Origin of the sequence: Pseudomonas sp. EZ-C24 (assembly GCF_014525325.1) — a bacterium.
GTDB lineage: Bacteria > Pseudomonadota > Gammaproteobacteria > Pseudomonadales > Pseudomonadaceae > Aquipseudomonas > Aquipseudomonas shirazensis.
This window is the reverse complement of record NZ_JACDIU010000014.1, coordinates 1,084,691-1,106,615: the sequence shown is the minus strand read 5'-3', so window position 1 is coordinate 1,106,615 and position 21,925 is coordinate 1,084,691. Positions and strand designations below refer to the sequence as shown.

The window sequence follows — 21,925 nt, the reverse complement described above, 5'->3', positions numbered from 1 at the left end:
GTTGCCGGGCAGCCTGGTGCGACGCTTCCACACGCAACTGCCGACGGTCGAGTTGCATAACTTGTACGGCCCGACCGAAGCGGCGGTAGACGTCAGTGCCTGGCACTGCGTGACGGCACCGGACAACACGCCAATCGGCAAACCGATCGCCAACACCACGCTGTATGTACTCGATCCGCTGGGCCAGCCGGTCCCGCAAGGCGTGACCGGCGAGCTGTTCATCGGCGGCGTGCAAGTCGCCCGTGGCTACCTGAACCGCGCCGAACTCACTGCTGAACGCTTCCTCGACGACCCGTTCAGCATCCGCCCAGATGCACGCCTGTACCGTACCGGCGACCTGGCTCGGCACCTGGCCGATGGCAACATCGAATACCTGGGCCGCAACGATGATCAGGTGAAGCTCCGTGGCTTGCGCATCGAGCTGGGTGAAATCCAGGCCGGCCTGACGGCCATCGACGGCGTGAAGGAAGCCGTGGTGGTGGCTCGCGATCAGCGTTTGGTTGCGTATTACACCGGTGAGCAGCAGGGCGCAGACGTTCTGCGCACGGCATTGCTGGCCCACCTGCCGGAGTTCATGGTGCCCGCGCTGTTCCTGCACCTGGAGGCACTGCCGCTGAGCCCCAACGGCAAACTCGACCGCAAGGCTTTGCCACTCCCGGATACCGAAGCCCTGCAAAGCCGCGTGTACGAAGCCCCAGAAGGCGAAACCGAAACCCTGCTGGCCGCGATCTGGGCCGAGCTGCTGGGCGTGGAGCGGGTAGGGCGGCATGACAACTTCTTCGAGCTGGGCGGCCATTCGCTGCTGGCGGTGACCCTGACCTCCCGCCTGCGTGAGCAAGGCCTGGAAGCCGACGTGCGCGCCCTGTTCGACCAACCGACCTTGGCGGGCTACGCAGCCATCACAGACAGAATGGAGATCGTCCTGTGAGCATCAACCAATTACTGGCAACACTGACGGCCAAAAACGTACAACTGGCGCTGAAGGACGGCCAATTGGCCGTCCAAGGCAACCGCCAGGCCCTGAGCGACCCCGCGTTGGTGGCGCAACTGCGTGAACACAAGCCGACGCTGGTGGCTATGATCGAGCGCGGCGAGTACGTGGCCGTGAAACAGGGCGCGGTACAAGTGCCGCCCAACCTCATCGAGCCAGGCTGCACGCGCATTACGCCGCAGCACCTCAACCTGATCGACCTCGACCAGAGCACCCTTGACCGCATCGTCGCCTGCATCCCCGGCGGTGCGACAAACGTGCAAGACATCTACCCACTGGCGCCGCTGCAGCAGGGCATACTGTTCCACCATGCCAGTGCCACCGACAGCGACCCCTACGTAATGCAGGCGCGTTTCGTGTTTGCCAGCGAGGCCCGCTTGCAGGCGTTTGCCGATGCACTGCGCGGCGTGATTGCACGCCATGACATCCTGCGCACCTCGGTGCACTGGGAAGGGCTGGAAACGCCGGTGCAGGTAGTCTGGCGCCGCGCCGAACTGCAGGTGGCGACGCTACCTGACAACGACCCCACGCGCGGCAGGCTCGACCTGACCCAGGCACCGCTGATCCGCCTGCTGCGTGAGGCCGAGCAGGCCGATGGCGCACTGACCGCCACCCTGCAGTTCCACCATATCGCCATGGACCACAGTGCCCTGGAGGTGGTGCGTCACGAGCTGATCGCGTTTCTGGCCGGTGAGGGTGATCGGCTGGGCACCCCGGTGCCGTTTCGCAATTATGTGGCACAAGCCGTGCTGGGTATCAGCGAGGCCGAACACGAGGCGTTTTTCCGCGACATGCTGGAGGGTATCGACGCGTCGACCCTGGCCTACGGCATCCAGGATGTGCAAGGCGTGGGCGAGGTGCACAACGAGCACGCGCTCGACCTGCCACTAGCGCTGTGCCAGCAGCTACGCAGCCAGGCGCGTAGCCTGGGGGTGAGTGTCGCCAGCCTGTTCCACTTGGCCTGGGGCCGCGTGCTGGGCGGGCTGACGGGGCGCGAGCAGGTGGTGTTCGGCACAGTGCTGATGGGGCGCTTGCAGGGCGCCGAAGCCACCGACCGGGCGCTGGGGATTTTCATCAACACCCTGCCGGTCCGCGTGGACTTGAGCAGCGTTGACTTGCCGACGGCGATCCGCGCCACCCACCAACGGCTGAGCGCATTGATGCGCCATGAACACGCGCCACTGGCCCTGGCCCAGCGTTGCAGCGGTGTGTCGGCGCCGGCGCCGCTGTTCAATGCCTTGCTCAATTACCGCCACAGCGCAGTGGACAGCACCCAGCCATGCCGCGCAGCCCTGGCCGGCATTGACATCGTCGAGTCTGCCGAGGCTACCAACTATCCCTTGACGCTCAGCGTCGACGACTTGGGCGAAGCGTTTCGCCTGACCCTGCTGGCCAGCGCTGAAGTGCCGGCGCAGCGCGTTTGCGCCTACCTGCAACAGACTCTCGAAAGCCTGCTGCAGGCGCCGCAGTCATCGGTCATGGCGCTGGCCATGCTCCCCGACAGCGAGCGCGACGAACTGCTGCAAGTGTTCAACGATTATCCGGCCCCCTATGAGCGGCAACTGACCCTGCACCAGCGCATTGCCCAACGCGCCGAACTGCACCCTGACACTATCGCCGCCACCAGTGACGGCGCGAGCTTGAGCTACGCCGAGCTCAACCGCCAGGCCAATGCCCTGGCCCAGCACCTGATCAACCTGGGGGTGCGGCCTGACGACCGCGTCGCGGTGCTGGCGCGGCGTAGCCTGCAAACGCTGGTTGGCTTGTTGGCGGTGCTCAAGGCCGGCGCCGGTTACGTACCGGTGGACCCCGCCCACCCGGATGAGCGCGTGCAGTACCTGTTGAACGACAGCCGCCCGGTAGTGGTGCTGACGCAACAGGCCCTGCGTGAGCGCCTGGGGCCTGTCGCGGTGCCGGTGGTGCTGCTCGACCAGCCGGACTGGCCTGTGTGCGATAGCGACCCGTTCGTGCCGGGGCTGAGTGCGAACCACCTGGCCTATGTGATCTACACCTCCGGTTCCACCGGCGAGCCCAAGGGCGTGATGGTCGAGCACCAGACCGTCAACAACCTGGTCGATTGGCACTGCCGCACGTTCGACCTGTGCCATGGCCGGCACACTTCGAGCCTGGCCGGTTTTGGTTTCGACGCCATGGCCTGGGAAGTCTGGCCGGCGTTGTGCGCCGGGGCCACGTTGCACCTGGCGCCAGCGTCGGAGGGCAACGATGACCTGAATGCCATGCTTGCCTGGTGGCAGGCACAGCCCCTGGACGTGAGCTTCTTGCCGACGCCGGTGGCCGAGTACGCCTTCAACCATCAACTCGAACACCCGACCCTGCGCACCCTGTTGATCGGCGGTGACCGCCTGCGCCAGTTCAACCGGACCCAGCGCTTTGCCGTGGTCAACAACTACGGCCCGACCGAAACCACGGTGGTAGCGAGTTCCGGCGTGCTGGAAGCGGGTGCGGCGCTGCACATCGGTCGGCCGGTCGATAACGCCCGCCTGTACGTACTCGACCCACACCTGCAGCCTGTCGCGCTGGGTGTACCAGGCGAGTTGTACATTGGTGGCGCCGGGGTTGCCCGAGGCTACCTGAACCGTCCGGCGCTCACCGCCGAACGCTTTCTTGACGACCCCTTCGTCGCCCGTGGGCGTATGTACCGCACCGGTGACCTGGTGCGCTGGCTGGCGGATGGCACTCTGGACTTTCTGGGGCGCAACGACGACCAGGTCAAGATCCGCGGCGTGCGCATCGAACTGGGCGAGATCGAAAGCCGGCTGAACGCCCTGGTCGGCATCGATGAAGCTGTTGTCCTGGCCCGCGAGGACCAGCCCGGCCAGCCGCGTCTGGTGGCTTACTTCACCGCCCTGGCAGGCGTCGAGCCGCTCCCCCCAGAAGGCCTGCGCAGCCAATTACAGGCGCACCTGCCGGAATACATGGTGCCGGTAGCGTATGTGCAGCTGCCGGCGTTGCCGCTGACCGCAAACGGCAAACTCGACCGCCGCGCATTACCACGGCCAGAACGCTCTGCGCAGTTCGAGCTGGGCTACGAGGCTCCCGAAGGCGCGTTGGAGCATGCGCTGGCCACGCTATGGGCCGAGCTGCTGCAGGTTGAGCGGGTCGGCCGACGCGACCATTTCTTCAGCCTGGGTGGGCATTCCCTGCTGGCGATGCGCATGGTCTCCCAGGTGCGCCTGCGCCTGGGTGTCGAACTGAGCCTGGGCGACCTGTTCGCCAACCCCGAGCTCGCCGCCGTGGCCGAGGTATTGGCCCATGCCGGGCGCAGTGAGTTGCCAGCGATACGCCCGGTGCCGCGCGATGCGCCGCTGCCGATGTCGTTCGCCCAACAACGGCTGTGGTTCCTGGCGCAGATGGAAGGCGGTAACCAGGCCTATAATGTGCCGCTGGCCCTGGGCCTGCGCGGGGCACTGGATGCCGATGCGCTGGAAGCAGCCTTGCTCGCCATCATCGAGCGCCATGAGACCTTGCGCAGCCGCTTCGTACCCCGCGATGACAGTGCCGAGGTGGTGCTGGCCGCCACGGCGGGTGCCGATTGGTTCCAGCGTGAAGAGCTGAGCGTCGACGCGCTGCCCGCCCGTTTGGATGAAGCGGCCCTTGCGCCTTTCGACCTGGCCCACGGACCGCTGTTGCGAGCGCGTTTGCTGCGTCTAGGCGCAGAACATCATGTGCTGGCCCTGACCGTGCACCACATCGTTGCCGACGGCTGGTCACTGGGCGTGCTGACCCGTGAACTGAGCGCGCTGTATACGGCCTGCTGCCAGGGCCAGGACGATCCGCTGCCGGCCCTGGACATCCAGTACGGTGACTATGCCGTATGGCAGCGCCGCTGGTTGGCCGGCGCCCAGTTGCAGCGCCAGGCCGATTACTGGCGCCAGGCCCTGGACGGCGCGCCCAGCCTGCTCAAGCTGCCCAGTGATCGCCCACGCCCCGAACGCCAGGACTTTGCCGGTGCAAGCCTGCCCCTGCAGTTGCAGCCACGCCTGGCGGCTGGTCTGCGCAGCCTGGCCCAGCGTCACGGGGTAACCCTGTACATGGCCGTGCTCAGCGCTTGGGCCGCCGTGTTGACGCGGCTGTCCGGCCAGGGCGAAATCGTCATCGGGTGCCCTGTGGCGGGCCGCGGCTGTGCCGAGCTGGAGCCGCTGCTGGGCTTGTTCGTCAATACCCTGGCGGTGCGCATCGACACGGCTGCCGCACCGACGGCGCAAGCGCTGCTGGAGCAGGTGCGTACGCGCGTGCTGGAGGCACAGGCGCACCAGGACCTGCCGTTCGAACAGGTGGTGGAAATCGTCCGCCCAGTGCGCAGCCTCGGCCATACCCCTTTGTTCCAGGCCACGCTCAATTGGCAGGCGATCGAAGGTGGCGCGTTGCAGCTGCCGGGCCTGCAGTTGGAGGCCGTGGTTCAGGCGGGTCAGGTCGCCAAGTTCGACCTGACGCTGAACCTCGGCGAATTTGGCGACACGCTGGCCGGCAGCCTGGACTACGCCACCTCGCTGTTCGACGAGGCGACTGTGCGGCGCTATGTGGGCTACTTCGAGACCCTGCTCTGGGCCATGGTCGGCGATGATCAACAGCCGTTGGCACAAGTGCCGTTGCTGGGCGACAGCGAGCGCCAGACCCTGCTGCACCGTTTCAATGCCACGCAGCGCGATTACCCCCGTGACTTGACGGTGGAGCAGTTGTTCGAGCAGCGCGTGGCGCGCCATCCCTTGGCGGTAGCTGCAGTGCAGGGCGACCAGGCACTGTGCTATGGCGAACTGAACCAACGCGCCAACCGTCTGGCCCATTACCTGATGGGCGCAGGTGTGGCACCGGGTGCCTATGTGGCCATGCTGCTGCCGCGCACCCTGCACCTGCTGGTGGCGCAACTGGCCGTGCTCAAGTGTGGCGCGGTCTGTGTGCCGCTCGACATTCATGCCCCGACCGAGCGCCAGGCCTTCATGGTCGAGGATTGCCAGGCCGCCGCGCTGCTGACGCTTGCTGGCACAGCGGTTGAGTATGCAGTGCGGCGGGTCGACCTCGATCAACTGGTCCTCGATGACCAGCCTGGCCACAACCCTGGGTTGGCCCAGGACGCTGGCCGCGCGGCCTATGTGATGTACACCTCTGGCACCACAGGCAAACCCAAGGGCGTGTGCGTGGCGCACCGGGGTGTTGCGAGTCTGGTGCTGAACGAGCGGTATGCCGGGTTGCTGGCCAGCGACCGCATCGCTTTCGCCTCCAACCCGGCGTTCGATGCCAGCACCCTGGAGGTGTGGGGTGCGTTGCTCAATGGCGGGCAGTTGCGGCTGATCGACCACCGCACGCTGGTCGACCCGGCGCTTTTCGCGAAGGCGCTGGCGGAGCAGGGCATTACCGTTCTGTTCCTGACCACGGCGTTGTTCAACCAGTACGTGCAGTTGATCCCCGAGGCCCTGGCGGCGCTTCGCGTGCTGATCAGCGGCGGTGAGCGTGCCGAACCCGCAGCCTTCCGCACGCTGCTGCACAAGGCACCTGCGCTGCGCCTGATCAATGCCTACGGGCCTACCGAAACCACCACGCTCGCGGCCACCTGCCACGTGCGTGAGCTGGCGCCCGATGCAGCCCAAGTGCCGATTGGCCGGCCTATCGGCAATACCCAGCTGTATGTGCTGGACGCCTGGCAACAGCCCGTGCCGCAAGGCGTGGTCGGTGAACTGTACATCGGCGGCGACGGCGTGGCCCTCGGTTACCTGAACCAACCAGAACTGACGGCGCAGCGGTTTATCGATGACCCGTTCAGCCCGCAGCCGGGCGCCCGGCTGTACCGCAGCGGCGACCTGGTACGCTGGCAGGCCGACGGCCAGCTAGAGTGCCTGGGGCGCAATGACGACCAGGTCAAGATTCGCGGTTATCGGATCGAACTGGGCGAGATCGAGCAGCAGTTGGCACTGGCACCGAGTGTCGGTGAAGTTGTGGTGATGGCTGTGCCGAACGAGCAGGGGCCACTGCGGCTGGTGGCCTGGTTTACCCGGCTCGAGGCCTCATTGCAGGCCGCTGACCTGCGTGCCTTCCTGCGTGGGCGCTTGCCGGATTACATGGTGCCTACCGCGTTTGTCGCATTGGTGCGAATGCCGCTGAACAACAATGGCAAGGTTGATCGCCAAGCCTTGCCGGCGCCGGCGCCCCAGGACCTGGCGGTGACAGCGTACGAAGCACCGGAAGGCGAACGTGAGCAGGCGCTGGCCACGTTGTGGAGCGAACTGCTGGAGCTGGAACGCGTCGGGCGTCACGACCGCTTCTTCGAATTGGGCGGCCATTCACTGCTGGCAATGCGCATGCTGGCCCAGGTTCGCCAACGCCTGGGGCTGGAGCTGGGCTTGAACGACCTGTTTGCCGATGACAGCCTGGCAGCGGTGGCCGCATGCCTTACGCGTGACGGCGATACCTTGCCGGCCATCCAGCCGGGCCCGCGAGACGGTACTTTGCCGCTTTCCTTCGCCCAGCAGCGACTGTGGTTTCTGGCGCAGATGGAGGAAGCCAGCGCGGCCTACCACATTCCCCTGGCCCTGCGCCTGGAGGGCCGTTTGGACAGTGCGGCACTGGAGCGTGCTTTAAGACGCCTGGTCGAGCGCCATGAAAGCTTGCGCAGCCATTTTGTCGAACAGGAAGGTGAGCCGCAGGTGGTGCTGGCAACCGGCAGCGAAGGCTTCCAGTTTGGCCGGGACCTTTGCCAGGGCCTGGATGAAGCCGCTATTGCGGCGTTGATCCGCCAGGAGGCGAGCCAATCCTTCGCGCTTGGCCGCGAACTGCCGGTGCGTGGGCGCCTGCTGCAACTGGCCGATGACCACCACCTGCTACTGCTGACCTTGCATCACCTGGTGGCTGACGGTTGGTCGCTGGGCGTCTTGGTACGCGAGCTAGGCGAGTTGTACCAAGCCTTCAGCTGCGGTGGCGACGACCCCTTGCCGGCCTTGCCCGTGCAGTACATTGACTATGCCCTGTGGCAGCGGCGCTGGCTTAGCGGCGATGCGCTGCGCCAGCAGGCCGATTACTGGCTCGGCCAGCTGGACGGGGCACCGGCGCTGCTCAGCTTGCCGTGGGATTACCCACGGCCGGAGCGTCAGCAGTATGCCGGTGATAGCGTGGCGCTGAGCCTGGCCCCGCGCCTGAGTGCCGAGCTCAAAGCCGTGTGCCGGCGCCATGGCGTCACCCCGTACATGCTGTTCATGGCTGCCTGGTCGGCGTTGTTGAGCCGACTTGCCGGCCAGGATGAAGTGGTGATCGGCTCGCCCGTAGCCAACCGCAGACAGGCCGAAGTGGATGGCCTGGTTGGCATGTTCGTCAATGCCATGGCGTTGCGCGTGGACACCTCGGGGGCGCCGGATGTGGCCACGCTGCTGGCCCGGGTAAAAGCCGTGGTGCTGGGCGGGCAGGCGCATCAGGACTTGCCGTTCGAACAGGTGGTCGAGTTGCTGCGCCCGCGCCGTAGCCTTGCGCATACGCCGCTGTACCAGGCCACCCTGGACTGGGACGCCAGCCCGGAGCGGCAGGCGTTGCAATTGGCCGACCTGTCGCTGAGCGCAGTGAGTGGGGCCGCGTGTATTGCCAAGTTCGACCTGAGCCTGAGCATGGGTGAGCGCGCCGAAGGTTTTGCCGGCGGTATCGTGTTTGCCACCGCCCTTTTCGAGCGGGCGACCATCGCGCGTTATGCGGGGTATTTCGAACAACTGCTGTGGGCCTTCGTGGAGAGCGATCAGGCTATTCCGGGCCATGTCGGGTTGCCGGATGCCGATGAGCGCAAGCGATTGCTGCAGGGCTTCAACGATACGGCGGTGGATTATGACCTCGAGCAGACCCTGCACGGGATGGTCGAGGCGCAGGTATTGCGTACGCCGGATGCGGTCGCGGTCAAGGCCGAAGAAGGGGAGTTGAGCTATCGCGCGCTGAATGAGCAGGCCAACCAATTAGCGCATCACCTGATCGATCTGGGGGTCAAACCTGATGATCGGGTGGCGATCTGCGTTGAACGTGGGCTGTCGATGGTGGTTGGCCTGCTGGCCATCCTCAAGGCTGGCGGCGCGTATGTGCCGGTTGACCCGGATTACCCAGCTGAGCGCGTGCGGCATATGCTCAGCGACAGCGCGCCTGTTGCGGTGCTGGTGCATAGCGCTACACGGCACGTACCGGATTCGGCCCAGGTTATCGACCTGGATCAGCCGACCTGGAACGCCCAGCCGTCCAGCAATCCGGTTGTCACCGGCTTGACCCCGCGTCACCTGGCCTACGTGATCTACACCTCAGGTTCCACCGGCTTGCCGAAGGGCGTGATGAACGAGCACGCCGGCGTGGTCAACCGCCTGCTGTGGATGCAGGACGCCTACAACCTCGGTGCTGACGACGTGGTCTTGCAGAAGACCCCGTTCAGCTTCGACGTCTCGGTATGGGAGTTCCTGTGGCCGCTGCAAACCGGCGCTCGCCTGGTCATGGCGCGTTCCGGCGGCCATCGCGATCCGGAGTACTTGCGTCAGGTGATCCGCAGCGAAAAGGTCACGACGTTGCACTTCGTGCCCTCGATGCTGGATGTGTTCCTGGCGCACGGTGACGCTTCGGCGGCTTCGTTGAAGCGCGTTCTGTGCAGTGGCGAAGCCTTGCCGGGCAGCCTGGTGCGACGCTTCCACACGCAACTGCCGACGGTCGAGCTACATAACCTGTACGGCCCGACCGAAGCTGCTGTGGACGTGAGCGCTTGGCACTGCGTGACGGCACCGGACAACACCCCCATCGGCAAACCGATCGCCAACACCACGCTGTATGTACTCGATCCGCTGGGCCAGCCGGTCCCGCAAGGCGTGGCCGGCGAGTTGTTCATCGGCGGCGTGCAAGTCGCCCGAGGCTACCTGAACCGCGCCGAACTGACCGCTGAACGCTTCCTCGACGACCCGTTCAGCACCCGCCCGGATGCACGGCTGTACCGCACCGGCGACCTGGCGCGGCACCTGGCCGATGGCAACATCGAATACCTGGGCCGCAACGATGACCAGGTCAAAATCCACGGCTTGCGTATCGAACTGGGGGAAATCCAGGCCTGCATGACGCGGATAGAGGGCGTCAAGGAGGCCGTGGTGATCGCTCACGAACAGCAGTTGCTCGCTTACTACACGGGCGAGTCGTTCCCGCTGGAGGCGCTGCGCTCGGCATTGCTCGGGCGCCTGCCGACCTTCATGGTGCCGGCGTTGTTCGTCCACCTGCAGGCACTGCCGCTGAGCCCCAACGGCAAGCTCGACCGCAAGGCTTTGCCATTACCGGACACCGAGGCCCTGCACAACCGCGTGTACCAAGCGCCACAAGGCGAAACCGAAACCCTGTTGGCAACGATCTGGTCCGAGTTGCTGGGCGTGGAGCGGGTAGGGCGGCACGATAACTTCTTCGAGCTCGGCGGCCATTCTCTGGCGGCAATACGGCTGGTCGACAAGATGACCAAGGCGGGCCTGCAGGTTGCCATCAACGATGTGTTCCAGCACCCCAGCGTGGCGTTGCTGGCGGCCACACTCGGCAACCCTGACGCCGCGCACCGCGGGGTGATCCGGGTGCGTGCAGGGGGCAGCCAGACGCCGCTGTTCCTGGTTCACGAATTCACCGGGCTGGATTTCTACTTCCCGGTGCTGGGCCAGCACCTGCCTGGTGATTTCGCCCTCTATGGGCTGCCCGGCATCCCGGCCGATCAACCGCAGCCACAGACCCTCGAGTGCCTGGCCCGCTATCAGATCGAGCAGATGCGCAGGGTGCAGCCGCAGGGGCCTTATCGCCTTGCAGGCTGGTCGTTCGGTGGCGTATTGGCCTTCGAGATGGCTAACCAATTGCTGGGTGTGGACGAGAAGGTCGAATTCCTCGGCTTGATCGACACCTATGTGCCGCGCCTGGCCGATCAGGGCAAGGCGCGCTGGCAGGGGCCTCGTGCACTTGAGCGCCAGTTGCTGTTGAACTGCAGCACGTTCTGGCGCACGCAAGGCCCGGCAGGCGCCGACAAGCTGGCACGCTTGCAGCAACTGGAGGCCACTCAGGCCGATTTTGCCACGCTGCTCGCCAGCTGCCGCGAGTACCAGTTGCTCTATGGGCTGTGGGCGAGCATGAGCGACGCGCAACTGCTGCACTACTTCAGCCGTGAACTGGCGCACGGCCATGCGCTGGCGCATTACCGCCCTTCACCGTTGAGCGTGCCGGTGCACCTGCTGCGCGCCGATCAGGGCAGTGACAGCGAGTCGACCCTGGGCTGGGGCGAGACGCTGCCGTCCCAGGCCCTGGTCATCCAGAGCGTGCCGGGGGACCACCGCAGCATGATGCAGGCGCCCCACGTGGCCACGCTCGGTCAGGCGCTTGGCCAGCTACTGGGTGCCGTGGCTGGCACGAACAGCACCAAGGCAGCGGCTTATCAACCATTGGTGGCGATCCAGACCGGTCAGCATGGCCATGCACCGTTGTTCTGCGTGCCGGGGGCTGGCGACAGCGTCACCAGCTTCATTGGCCTGGCCGAGGCCCTGGGCCCGGACTGGCCGCTGTATGGCCTGCAGGCACGGGGGCTGGACGGCTGTTCGGTGCCGCACACCTCGGTAGAAGCCGCTGCCGATTGCCATGTGCAGGCCATCGAGGCGCTTTATCCGCAAGGGCCGCTGAACCTGGTCGGCCATTCGTTTGGCGGCTGGGTGGCGCATGCCATGGCTGCCAGGTTCGAGGCCAAGGGCCGGCAGGTGCGTTCATTGACACTGATCGACAGCGAAGCGCCGGGCGAGGGCGGCACCTGTGGTCGGCCCTACACCCTGGGCGAAGCGTTGCAGCGGCTGATCGAGGCGTTGCAGCTGTCCACTGGCAAAGCCCTGGGTATTGACCCAGGCGCCTTTGCCGCGGCCAGCGATGACCAGCAGTTGAGCCAGCTGCACGCGGCCATGGTGCGGGTCGGACTGCTGCCGGCACGGTCGCAGCCAGGTGCACTGGACGGCACCGTCCGCACTTTTGCTACGGCGTTGCGCACGGCCTACCGGCCAACGTTGACCTACCACGGGCCGGCGGGCCTGGTTCTGGTCGATGACCCGGGCCTGGATGCCTTGGGCAACGCCCGCGAGCATGCCGCCATGCAGGCCGGTTGGCAGCAGCTGATGCCCAGACTTGCGCTGTGGCAGGGGCCTGGCGACCACTTCAGCATCCTCAAGGTGCCGGATGTGTTCAGCCTGGCGGCTTGGTGGCACGACGGGCAGGCGCTGCACCACGGCAAGGTTACCCCTTAAAGATGGGCCTTCCCGGCCCCGCGGGGGCCGGGTGAAGCGAAACCCGAGAAATAGTGAGTGTTCATGGAAAAGTCCAGATTGCGCAAATTCAGCCTCGGCATCGCCGCGGCCCTGGTCGCAGGCGTCACCTTGTATGCCGTCCAGGCCCCGGCCAAGCCGCCGCAGTACATTACCGCCACGGTCGAACGTGGCGACATCGAGAACGCCGTGTTGGCCACTGGCACGTTGCAGGGCGTCAAGCAGGTGGATGTCGGTGCCCAGGTGTCGGGCCAGTTGCGCTCGTTGAAGGTCAAGCTGGGTGACAAGGTCAGCGAGGGCCAGTGGCTGGCCGAAATCGACCCGCTGGTGCTGCGCAATACCTTGCGCCAGGCTGAGGTCGACGAGGATAAGTTGCAGGCCGAGCGCCGCTCGAGCCTGGCCCAGCTCAAGCAGGCCAGGCGGGTCTATGAGCGCTATCGTGAACTGCAGGTCGACGAGTCGGTGTCGCGCCAGGACTTCGAGAACGCCGAGTCGGAGTACGAAGTGCAGCAGGCCGCCGTGCGTTCTCTGGATGCGCAGATCCAGAGTGCCCGGGTCGAAATCGACACGGCCAAGGTCAACCTGGGCTACACCCGTATCAATGCACCCATCAACGGCCATGTGGTGGGCATCGTCACGCAAGAAGGGCAGACCGTGATCGCCAACCAGTTGGCGCCGGTGCTGCTCAAGCTGGCCGACCTCGACACCATGACTGTGAAGGCCCAGGTGTCGGAGGCCGATGTGATCCACATCAGCCCAGGCCAACCGGTGTATTTCACCATCCTCGGTGAGGACAAGCGTTACTACGCCAAGCTGCGCGGCACCGAACCTGCCCCGCAGAACTATGCGCAAAGCACCGACAACAGCGATGGCAGTGCCTCCAACCCCAATGGCGCGGTGTTCTACAACGCGCTGTTCGAGGTAGCGAACCCCGAGCACCGCCTGCGCATTTCGATGACCGCCCAAGTGCACATTGTGCTCGACACGGCCGAAGGCGTACTCACTGTGCCAGTGGCAGCCTTGGGCGCGCGCAATGGCGACGGCAGCTTCCCGGTGCGAGTGCTCGATGCCACGGGCTTCGCCCACGTGCGCAACGTGCAGGCAGGGATCAACAACAACGTCAAAGTGCAGATCAAGGATGGCCTGGCCGAAGGTGACCGTGTGGTGATCGGCGAACCGGTGTCTGGCGAAGCAGGGGCGTGAGCATGAATATGAATGTCGAGCTGAGTGCGCACAGGGCCGTTGCCTGCGGCAACGGCGAGCCGTTGTTACGTCTACAGGGTGTCAGCCGCAGTTTTCTCGCCGGCGACCGCGAGTTCCTGGCGCTCAGGGGTATCGACCTGCAGATCCACAGTGGCGAGCTGGTGGCGATCATCGGCGCCTCCGGTTCCGGCAAGTCGACCCTGATGAATATCCTCGGCTGCCTGGACAACGCCAGCAGCGGCAGCTACGAGGTCAGCGGGCAAGAGACGCGCACGCTGGATGACGATGCCCTGGCGGCGCTGCGCCGCGACCATTTTGGCTTCATCTTTCAACGCTACCACCTGCTGCCGCACCTGGATGCCCTGCACAACGTCGAGATTCCTGCGGTGTATGCCGGCACCCCACATGGGCAGCGTCACCACCGGGCACGCGAGCTGCTCACCCGCCTTGGCCTTGCCGGGCATTTGCAGCACCGCCCCAGCCAGTTGTCCGGCGGCCAGCAGCAGCGGGTGAGTATCTGCCGGGCGCTGATGAACGGTGGCCAGGTGATCCTTGCTGATGAGCCGACCGGTGCGCTGGACACAGCCAGTGGCAAAGAGGTGATGAACATCCTGCTGGAACTGCACGCAGCGGGGCACACGGTGATCCTGGTGACTCACGACCCCAAGGTTGCTGCGCATGCCGAGCGGGTCATCGAGGTCAGCGATGGGCAGATCGTCAGCGACCGTAGCACGGGCACCGCAGCCATGCCCGCCGCGGTAGCCGAGCCGGCAGCGGCCGCCCCGCCTGCACGGCGTCTGATCGCCAGCCTGGGGATGTTTCGTGAGGCCTTCAAGATGGCCTGGATCGCACTGATCTCGCACCGCATGCGCACCTTGTTGACCATGCTCGGGATCGTCATCGGCATCACCTCAGTGGTGTCTATCTCGGCCATTGGTGAAGGGGCCAAGGGCTACGTGCTCAAGGACATTCAGGCGATTGGCAGCAATACCATCGATATCTATTCGGGTAGCAACTTCGGCGACAGCCGGGCCAATACCATCCAAACCCTGGTGCCGGCCGACGCCACCGCGCTCAACGCACTCTACTACGTCGACAGCGCCACACCGGTGATTGGCCAGAGCACCTTGGTGCGCTACCGCAACCTGGATGTCGACGTGCAGCTCAATGGCGTCAGCGAACACTATTTCCAGGTGCGCAACATCCCTCTGGCCGCCGGTATTGTGTTCAGTGCCGAGGACGCTCGGCGCCAGGCCCAGGTGGTGGTGATCGATCACAACACCCGCAAGCGCCTGTTCGGCCCCACCGTTGACCCGCTGGGGCAGGTGATTCTGGTGGGGAATCTGCCGTGCACGGTGATCGGCGTCACCGCCGAGAACAAGAACCTGTTCGTCGCCAGTAACCAGCTGAATATCTGGGTGCCTTACGAGACGGCTGCTGGCCGCGTGCTTGGCCAACGCCACCTGGACAGTATCAGCGTGCGTATCAAGGACGGGGTGCCGAGCAAGCGGGTCGAGGCGGAGGTGACCAAGCTGATGCTGCAACGCCATGGCACCAAGGACTTTTTCACCAATAACCTCGACAGCATCATGCAGACCGTGCAAAAGACCAGCCGCTCGCTGACCCTGCTGCTGTCGCTGATCGCGGTCATTTCGCTGGTGGTGGGCGGCATCGGGGTGATGAATATCATGCTGGTCTCGGTGACCGAGCGCACCCGCGAGATCGGCATTCGCATGGCGGTGGGGGCACGGCAATCGGACATACGCCAGCAGTTTCTGGTGGAGGCGGTGATGGTCTGCCTGTTTGGCGGGCTGGTAGGCATCGGCTTGTCGTACGGGATCGGCTACCTGTTCGAATTGTTCGTCAAACAGTGGGAGATGGTGTTCTCACCGGCATCGATCGTGATGGCATTTGCCTGTTCGACGTTGATTGGGGTGGTGTTCGGGTTCGTGCCCGCGCGCAATGCGGCCCGGCTTGACCCGATCGAGGCGTTGGCACGGGATTGAGGTGTCCTGTACCGGCTTCTTCGCGTGCTTGCCCGCGAAGAAGCCGGTACAGCGAGGGCGAAATCAAACCGCCGTGTACATCCAGCGCATCAAAGAATGCCTACCGCTGATGCCCAGTTTGATCGCTGCGCGGCGTAAATAGCTTTCGACCGTATTCACCTTCAACCCAAGCCGCTCGGCCTGCTCCGGGGCGGTATACCCGGCCAGCAGGCCAAGGCACACGTGGCGTTCCCGTTGAGACAGGTTCAGCCCCGTTTGCGCCAGGCGGTCGAGAAAGCGTTGTTCGAGGGTTTCCTGGGTAGCGCGCTCGGGTGCGGGTTGCAGGGCATCGATGTGCTTTTCCAGCATCGGCAGCAGCAGTGGCGAGATGTCGTCCAGGCGGTTGCGTTCAAAGGCCGAGAAGCCGTAGGTGGAGTCAGCGCGCAGCACATTGATTTCGTAGCGTGCGTCGCCTTTGCGGCGAATCAGGTGCTGGCGTGAAGGGTCGCTGAAGGCCCTGCCGGGCTGCTCGTCCGGGGAAAACACAGTCTCGTTGATCACGGGCGCGTTGGGGTCCGGGTCGGACGGGGCCAAGGGCAGCAGGCGTATATGCGTGGCATCGATGGTCAGGTGGGCCTGGATCAGGTCATGCAGCATGCGCGGGAACTGACGGCTGCCGGTGCTGGCAATGACTCTGCCGATTTGTGGATAGAGCAGGTGCGAATTCATCGTGTCGTCCATGAGGTCCGGTGGTTCGATTCCCGTCTGGCTGTTGGCCCGCATCCTGGGCTGCATTCGGGAGGTGGTGGCTATCCTAGTACAACGATTGAATGACGGTTAAATGAAGTGAAGATAGTGGCACAATAATGGCCACCATGACAGGCGACCACTGTGGCGCGGATTGTTGGGTATGATGCCTCTGATTGTTGAGAGCCCTGACTTGTCAGGGCCTTTTACGTTTTTGGGGCATGCAAACCCAGCCCTGTGATCAAGCGGGCAGCACTCCGTCGATCACGTCGAGCGCCTCGTAAACCACCCATCCGCCCTCGCTTGCATCGCCTTTGTTATCGATCACATAAGCACCTGCCTTGAAGTAGAACGGGTACTTGCTCCACTTCGAATTCACCGGCGCGCTGGCGCTGAGCTCGTCGAGCGTGGCAGTTAGCTGACTGCGTTCGTCGACCTGGATGCAGTAATCGAACACTTGGCCCAGCGGCATCTGTTTCTTGAGCAGCGTGCGGGTGACGCCGAGCGGCACATCGCGAATCTCGATGCGCACATACCCATTCCACCAGATCACCATCAGAAAAGGGTTGAGCGCATTGACTGCGTGGATCTGGCCGATGATGACCTTGCCGCTGGAAGGCGCCTGCTCGACCCGCACCCGGCCGGACATGGAGTGCCTGGCGCTGCCCGGGAGCCAGTTGAAAGACACAGCGGTGCCTGGCAGCGTTTGCCGGCCCTCGGTGCGTGGGTTCTTTGAACTGCCGCTGGTGCCAGCCTGGACCGAGCACCAGTAGTTGGTGTGGCCGTTCTGGTCGACCCAGAGCAGGTCTCTGGGCAGCTCGGCTGGGTAAAGATAGACCTTGCCGTTTGCGGTGATGTTGCCAAATGCGTGCATGGTGATCTCCTTGTTCATGGTAGGAATCCAGGCCGCGTTGTAGACATGTAATGGCCTGGGTGCATCAAGGTGGACACGTCAGGTTGGGCGGAGCGTCATGGCTAGCGAAGCCAAAAATAACTTGTGTTATTGATTGATGATAATTCAGGTTTCCCTTATGTCAATAACACAAGTTATAATTTCCGTCATGGAATCCCGCTACGTGCGGGACCCCTGCGTGCCGAAGGTTCTCAATGCTTGAGAACTGGGCGCGGCGAAATACGCTAGGCGAAAAAAAGCCCAGCTCGATGGCTGGGCCTTGGGAGGGTAAGCGCTTAAAGCTTGATCATGGCGCGCACTACCACACCGACAATGCGACAGCCCTCCATGCACTGCTCTACTGGGTATGCAGGATTCAGTGGCTTCAAGAAGCGGCGGCCTCCATCCTCTACCAGCTTCTTGAAGGTGGCCTCGTTGCTGTCGGAAAGTTTGGCGATGACCAGCTTTCCGGAAATCGCTTCAGCCTCCGGGTCTACCAGGATAAGCATGCCTTCAGTGATGCTGGTGCCTACTGGGGAGGTCATGGAGTCACCTTTGACCTCAAGCCAGAAGGCAGTGCCCTTCGAGTCGTAATCGGACATTTCATACCTGTCCGAGTAGCCAGGCGGGAAGGGTTCTACCGCTTCGGCCCAGGCGCCTGCAGCAACCCAGCTGATTACCGGATACTGGTATGACTCTGGCAGAACGTGCGTCGCCTGCACGTTACTCCTTGCCGGTGGAGCCTCTTGCCCCGAGCCCAGCCACTCCGCAGTTACGCCGAGCGCCCTCGCGATCTCCAGCAACTTCTTCGACGTCGCGTTTCGGCCGCTCTCCAAGTGCTGAATAGTGACCTGGCTCACCCCTGATCTTTCGGCGAGCTGCTGCTGGCTCAAGCCCAGGGCTGTGCGGCGTTGGTGAATTCGATCTTTGAGCATTTCGGGGGCTTTGGTCATACCGCCAAGGGTAAAACACGCGTTATAAAGCTTCAAATAACCTATGTTTTTGTTATCTATAGCTTGGGTTATCATCTATAACGCGTTCCGTTGGGGAGGGCGACTTCGGCAGTGTTTCAGGGAGTTTGCTGTGCTGCTATGGGCGAGCCGCCAACCCTGTGATAATGCGCGCAACCACAAAGGCCATCTCATGCTGACCATCTCCAACACTGTGCATCTGCCGGATACCGATATCGAACTGACCTACATCCGCGCTCAGGGCGCCGGTGGCCAGAACGTCAACAAGGTGTCCAGCGCTGTGCACCTGCGCTTCGATATCCGCGCCTCGTCGCTGCCCGACTTTTACAAGGAGCGGCTGTTGGCGCTGCGTGACAGCCGTATCACCAGCGACGGCGTGTTGATCATCAAGGGCCAGCAGTACCGCACCCAGGAGCAGAACCGCACCGACGCCTTGGCGCGGCTTGCCGAGCTGATCATTGCTGCCGGCAGGACCGAGAAGAAACGCCGCCCGACCAAACCGACCCTAGGCTCGAAGACCCGCCGCCTCGAAGGTAAAGCCAAGCGCAGCACCATCAAGTCAGGTCGGGGCAAGGTGGATTTCTAGTACTGCTGGCGGGAACAAGGCCACTGAAGCTTTTGCTATAGCAGGATTGAACCAACGGCCGCGTCACATCACAACAAACAGAAAGGATCTCTCGTGAATTTCAGCTTGATTGCCATCGCAGTGCTTTCATTGGTCTTTGCCAATAGCGCCCACGCGGCTACCGACAAGAAGAGAGTAAAGATTGAAGCGCGGTGGTATACGCAGGCTTATATCAAACAGCACCTTGCCCAGAATGATCCGCGCCGGCTGGCATCTGCTTATCCCTCGACGGTTAGCTATATTTTCGCTGCGGATGCTTCTGGCATACCGTCTGCGGGTGAGAATTTGCTGAAAAAGGATGTCACGAGCGTCAAGAGTGATTTTGTCCGATGGCCATCCAGCAGGGACGCCAGACCCCTCAAGACGCAGTTGGATGACATGTGCGTTCGTTTGATTGCCGGAAGGCTCAGGGGGCTGGGGCAGGGAGTCAGGCAACGGTCGCAGAAGACGACACCCAAAAATATCGTGGTTGCCGAGATTTACGCGGGAGAGTTGACAGCCGCGCCGTTGAGCCTGGAAAGAACCACAGGTCCAGATGCTATCAGAGTGATTCCACCTAAGGGCGAGGGCAGAATGCTCTGTAATATTTACAAGACAACAAGAGGGGGCGACATCATGTACGACGTCTCTGTCGTTCTTGTTGCCAAAGCGGCCTACCCAAGGAGTCGCTAAGCTGACGAGCGCTGCTGGTCTCGAAGTTGTCAGGCTTCTACATGCCCGCTTCAAGGCCATCCCTTTCAAGGTCTCTGCATTTTTCTGGATTTTTCTCTCGCTTGTGCTCGCTGGGGCGCGCAGCGGCCCCAGCGATCTTGAAGCATGTGCAATTTCAGAACACCTTGAAAGGGATGCGCTTCAAGGCGACAGCCTCGGACCGACCTCAGCTGATACTACGGACCGTTTTATCCGTAGTGGCTAGCCTCGATCGCCTGCGCCTTCTTCCAGCTCTCAAGCGTTTTCAGATTGAGCAGATACTTCCCGATGTTCGGGTATTCACCCTTGCGGTCAAAGCGCTGAATAAGCTCGGCCACAAAGTACATCATGAAGTCAGCGCCGCTCAGTTTGCCGCCCACCAGGTAGTCTTTGTTCTCCAGCTGGTCATCCACATAAGCGAAGATCTTCTTGCCCTCGGCCTGGGCATAGCTCGGCAGGAAAACCAGCTCGGCCGTCTCGCGCTGCATGAACACCTGAAGCAGCGGCGGCAGCATGGCGGAGCTTTCAGAGAAGTGCAGCCATTGTAGGTACTCGACGTACTCATCGCTGTCTCTCGCCGGCGCCAGGTGCGGGGCGTAACGTTCGATCAGAATCTCGGTAATCGCACCTGACTCCGCAACCACCTTACCGTTGAGCTCGATCACCGGCGACTTGCCGAGTGAATGAATGGCCTTCAGCGACTCAGGGGCGAAATGGGTTGCTCGATCACGGCTATAGAACTCCGTTTGGTAGGGCACGCCCATCTCTTCCAGCAGCCATAGCGTTCGAATGGAGCGCGATTCGTTCAAGTGATGCAGGGTGATCATGATGGTGATCCTCAGTCATGGTGGAGGCGAGGGCATGAAAAGAGCCGCGCTGCCGAATACATACTGACCGCGTGATGAGGTTATGTTCACAGAACAGGTTTCACAGTTGCGGTGCCGACGGATACGCAGAGGATCGCCGCGGTCCAAACATGCGCTCGCTGCAGCGGGCTATTGCCATCCCCACACCCCTTGGCCAAAATGAGAGTCATTATCAGATCCTGCGCCAGGCCGCTTCTCATGTCTTCTGTCGACTACTCCCAGCAAAACGCCGTGCAGTCACTCTACGAGGCCCATCACCAGTGGCTCTGCGGCTGGTTGCGCCAGCGCCTCGGCTGTGTCGACAACGCTGCGGACCTCGCCCAGGACACGTTCATCCGGGTAATCACCCAGCGCAAGGCAACCGAATTGCGTGAGCCTCGCGCCTATCTGAGCACCATCGCGCGCAGTTTGATGATCGACATGTTCCGCCGTCGCTACCTGGAGCAGGCCTACCTGGAAACCCTCGCGCTCAGCCCCGAGCCGCTGGATATTTCGCCTGAAACCCGCGCGCTGATCATCGAAACTCTGATGGAAATCGACCGCATGCTGGACGGCCTGGGTGGGCGCACGCGCGAGATTTTTCTGCTGGCCCAGCTCGATGGGCTGAGCTATGTCGAGATCGGCCGACGCCTGAACATCTCGGTGAACACGGTCAAGAAACACGCAGTGCGCGCCCTGACTCATTGCCTGCTGCTGGCAGATGACGAACGTGCGTGAGCAAGCCCTTGACCACGCAACACTCGAGGCCGCCGCGCGCTGGTACGTCGACTTGCGCACCGAAACGCCCGATGCTGCCTTGCGTGAAGCGCATCTGCGTTGGCTGGAGCGTGATCCGCGGCATGTTCAGGCGTGGGAGCGACTGGCTCGACTGCAGGACAAGCTCGCCCAGGTCACACCAGGCATAGGCCGGCCAACGCTGAGCAGTGCCCGGGCCAAACGTCGCGAGGTGCTCAAGGTCCTTTCGCTTTTGCTGGCCGCAGGCGGGGCTGGCACGCTAGCCTGGAGCACAACGCCACTGCCAACCTTGATGGCCGACCAGCGTACCGTTACCGGCGAGCGGCGTCGGCTGCGCCTGGATGACGGCAGCTTGCTGATGCTCAATACCGCCACTGCGGTGGACATTCACTACAGCGCGAGCGTGCGTGAAATACAACTGCTCAGCGGTGAAATCCAGATCGAGACGGCGCCGGACGCGCAGGCGCGCCCCTTCATCGTGCATACCCCTTCGGGCAGCATCCGCGCCCTGGGTACTCGCTTCGTGGTGCGCTACGACGCGCAACGTACTCGGGTCAGTGTGCAGGAGCATGCGGTTGAAGTGCGCTGCGCAAGCGCCATAGGTTCGGCGGTACGCGTCAATGCCGGTCAACAACTGGATTTCGTCAGCACCGAGGCCGGTACGCTGCAGCAGTCCCCGTCGCAGCTGGATGCCTGGACGCGCAACATGCTGGTTATCGAGGACTGGTCCCTGGGCGACTTCATTAGCGAATTACAACGCTATCGCCGGGGCCATCTGGGCTGTGCGTCGGCGGTGGCTCAGCTGCGGATTTCAGGTGCCTTCCACCTCGGTGACAGCGACGTCATCCTCGACAATCTGACGTCGACCTTACCCGTGCGCCTGCGTCGGTTCAGCCGTTATTGGACGCGCGTCGAGCCGGCTTGAAACCGTTGTAAAAATAATC

At 63.3% G+C, this 21,925-nt stretch carries 12 protein-coding genes; 8 read left to right on the top strand and 4 right to left on the bottom strand.

All coding sequences use genetic code 11. The features are described from left to right. From IDM28_RS23755 to IDM28_RS14385, 4 genes are all read left to right on the top strand, one after another. Nucleotides 1–928: AMP-binding protein (locus IDM28_RS23755; protein WP_223175923.1), on the top strand; the 928-nt coding region annotated here is incomplete at its 5' end. Further along, nucleotides 925–12,249, top strand: a complete 11,325-nt coding sequence (locus IDM28_RS14395) for a non-ribosomal peptide synthetase (protein ID WP_188036287.1) — start codon at nucleotides 925–927, stop codon at nucleotides 12,247–12,249. The genes IDM28_RS23755 and IDM28_RS14395, both read left to right, overlap by 4 nt. Before the next feature lie 63 nt (nucleotides 12,250–12,312). Then, the gene (macA, locus tag IDM28_RS14390) at nucleotides 12,313–13,470 is read left to right on the top strand and encodes a macrolide transporter subunit MacA (protein WP_188036286.1); all 1,158 of its coding nucleotides are present in this window, start codon (nucleotides 12,313–12,315) and stop codon (nucleotides 13,468–13,470) included. 2 nt (nucleotides 13,471–13,472) lie between these two features. Further along, complete coding sequence (locus tag IDM28_RS14385) at nucleotides 13,473–15,476, top strand: MacB family efflux pump subunit (RefSeq protein WP_401183245.1); 2,004 nt, start codon at nucleotides 13,473–13,475, stop codon at nucleotides 15,474–15,476. 63 nt (nucleotides 15,477–15,539) lie between these two features. On the opposite strand, the gene IDM28_RS14380 is transcribed toward IDM28_RS14385, so the two are convergent. The 3 genes from IDM28_RS14380 to IDM28_RS14370 form a co-directional block, all read right to left on the bottom strand. After that, on the bottom strand, nucleotides 15,540–16,184 hold the full coding sequence (locus IDM28_RS14380; RefSeq protein ID WP_188036285.1) for a helix-turn-helix transcriptional regulator: 645 nt from the start codon (nucleotides 16,182–16,184) through the stop codon (nucleotides 15,540–15,542). A 259-nt stretch (nucleotides 16,185–16,443) separates the two neighbouring features. Beyond that, nucleotides 16,444–17,094 carry a polysaccharide lyase family 7 protein gene (locus IDM28_RS14375; protein ID WP_150572307.1) on the bottom strand — a complete coding sequence of 217 codons (651 nt, stop codon included), beginning with the start codon at nucleotides 17,092–17,094 and terminating at the stop codon, nucleotides 16,444–16,446. Between the two features lie 296 nt (nucleotides 17,095–17,390). Beyond that, complete coding sequence (locus IDM28_RS14370) at nucleotides 17,391–18,122, bottom strand: LexA family protein (protein ID WP_371918879.1); 732 nt, start codon at nucleotides 18,120–18,122, stop codon at nucleotides 17,391–17,393. 115 nt (nucleotides 18,123–18,237) lie between these two features. Here IDM28_RS14370 and arfB point away from each other — a divergent pair, with 115 nt between their 5' ends. Both arfB and IDM28_RS14360 read left to right on the top strand, forming a co-directional pair. Beyond that, on the top strand, nucleotides 18,238–18,651 hold the full coding sequence (gene arfB, locus IDM28_RS14365) for an alternative ribosome rescue aminoacyl-tRNA hydrolase ArfB (RefSeq protein ID WP_188036284.1): 414 nt from the start codon (nucleotides 18,238–18,240) through the stop codon (nucleotides 18,649–18,651). A 93-nt stretch (nucleotides 18,652–18,744) separates the two neighbouring features. Next, nucleotides 18,745–19,362 carry a hypothetical protein gene (locus IDM28_RS14360; protein WP_150572306.1) on the top strand — a complete coding sequence of 206 codons (618 nt, stop codon included), beginning with the start codon at nucleotides 18,745–18,747 and terminating at the stop codon, nucleotides 19,360–19,362. A gap of 227 nt (nucleotides 19,363–19,589) precedes the next feature. Here IDM28_RS14360 and IDM28_RS14355 read toward each other — a convergent pair whose 3' ends face one another. Beyond that, entirely contained in the window at nucleotides 19,590–20,207 is a 618-nt protein-coding gene (locus IDM28_RS14355) for a glutathione S-transferase family protein (protein WP_188036283.1), read from the bottom strand. 237 nt (nucleotides 20,208–20,444) lie between these two features. Here IDM28_RS14355 and IDM28_RS14350 point away from each other — a divergent pair, with 237 nt between their 5' ends. Together IDM28_RS14350 and IDM28_RS14345 are read left to right on the top strand one after the other, a co-directional pair. Then, the gene (locus tag IDM28_RS14350; protein ID WP_188036282.1) at nucleotides 20,445–20,963 is read left to right on the top strand and encodes a sigma-70 family RNA polymerase sigma factor; all 519 of its coding nucleotides are present in this window, start codon (nucleotides 20,445–20,447) and stop codon (nucleotides 20,961–20,963) included. Then, nucleotides 20,947–21,906: a FecR domain-containing protein gene (locus IDM28_RS14345; RefSeq protein WP_188036281.1), complete on the top strand. Its 960-nt coding sequence runs from the start codon at nucleotides 20,947–20,949 to the stop codon at nucleotides 21,904–21,906. Before IDM28_RS14350 ends, IDM28_RS14345 begins: the two co-directional genes overlap by 17 nt. Nucleotides 21,907–21,925 lie beyond the last annotated feature (19 nt).

Coding starts and splice junctions, on each gene's coding strand:
- arfB (WP_188036284.1), top strand. CDS start 18,238: ATGCTGACCATCTCCAACACTGTGCATCTGCCGGATACCGATATCGAA.
- IDM28_RS14385 (WP_401183245.1), top strand. CDS start 13,473: ATGAATATGAATGTCGAGCTGAGTGCGCACAGGGCCGTTGCCTGCGGC.
- IDM28_RS14380 (WP_188036285.1), bottom strand. CDS start 16,184: ATGAATTCGCACCTGCTCTATCCACAAATCGGCAGAGTCATTGCCAGC.
- IDM28_RS14350 (WP_188036282.1), top strand. CDS start 20,445: ATGTCTTCTGTCGACTACTCCCAGCAAAACGCCGTGCAGTCACTCTAC.
- IDM28_RS14345 (WP_188036281.1), top strand. CDS start 20,947: ATGACGAACGTGCGTGAGCAAGCCCTTGACCACGCAACACTCGAGGCC.
- IDM28_RS14370 (WP_371918879.1), bottom strand. CDS start 18,122: ATGATAACCCAAGCTATAGATAACAAAAACATAGGTTATTTGAAGCTT.
- macA (WP_188036286.1), top strand. CDS start 12,313: ATGGAAAAGTCCAGATTGCGCAAATTCAGCCTCGGCATCGCCGCGGCC.
- IDM28_RS14375 (WP_150572307.1), bottom strand. CDS start 17,094: ATGAACAAGGAGATCACCATGCACGCATTTGGCAACATCACCGCAAAC.
- IDM28_RS14355 (WP_188036283.1), bottom strand. CDS start 20,207: ATGATCACCCTGCATCACTTGAACGAATCGCGCTCCATTCGAACGCTA.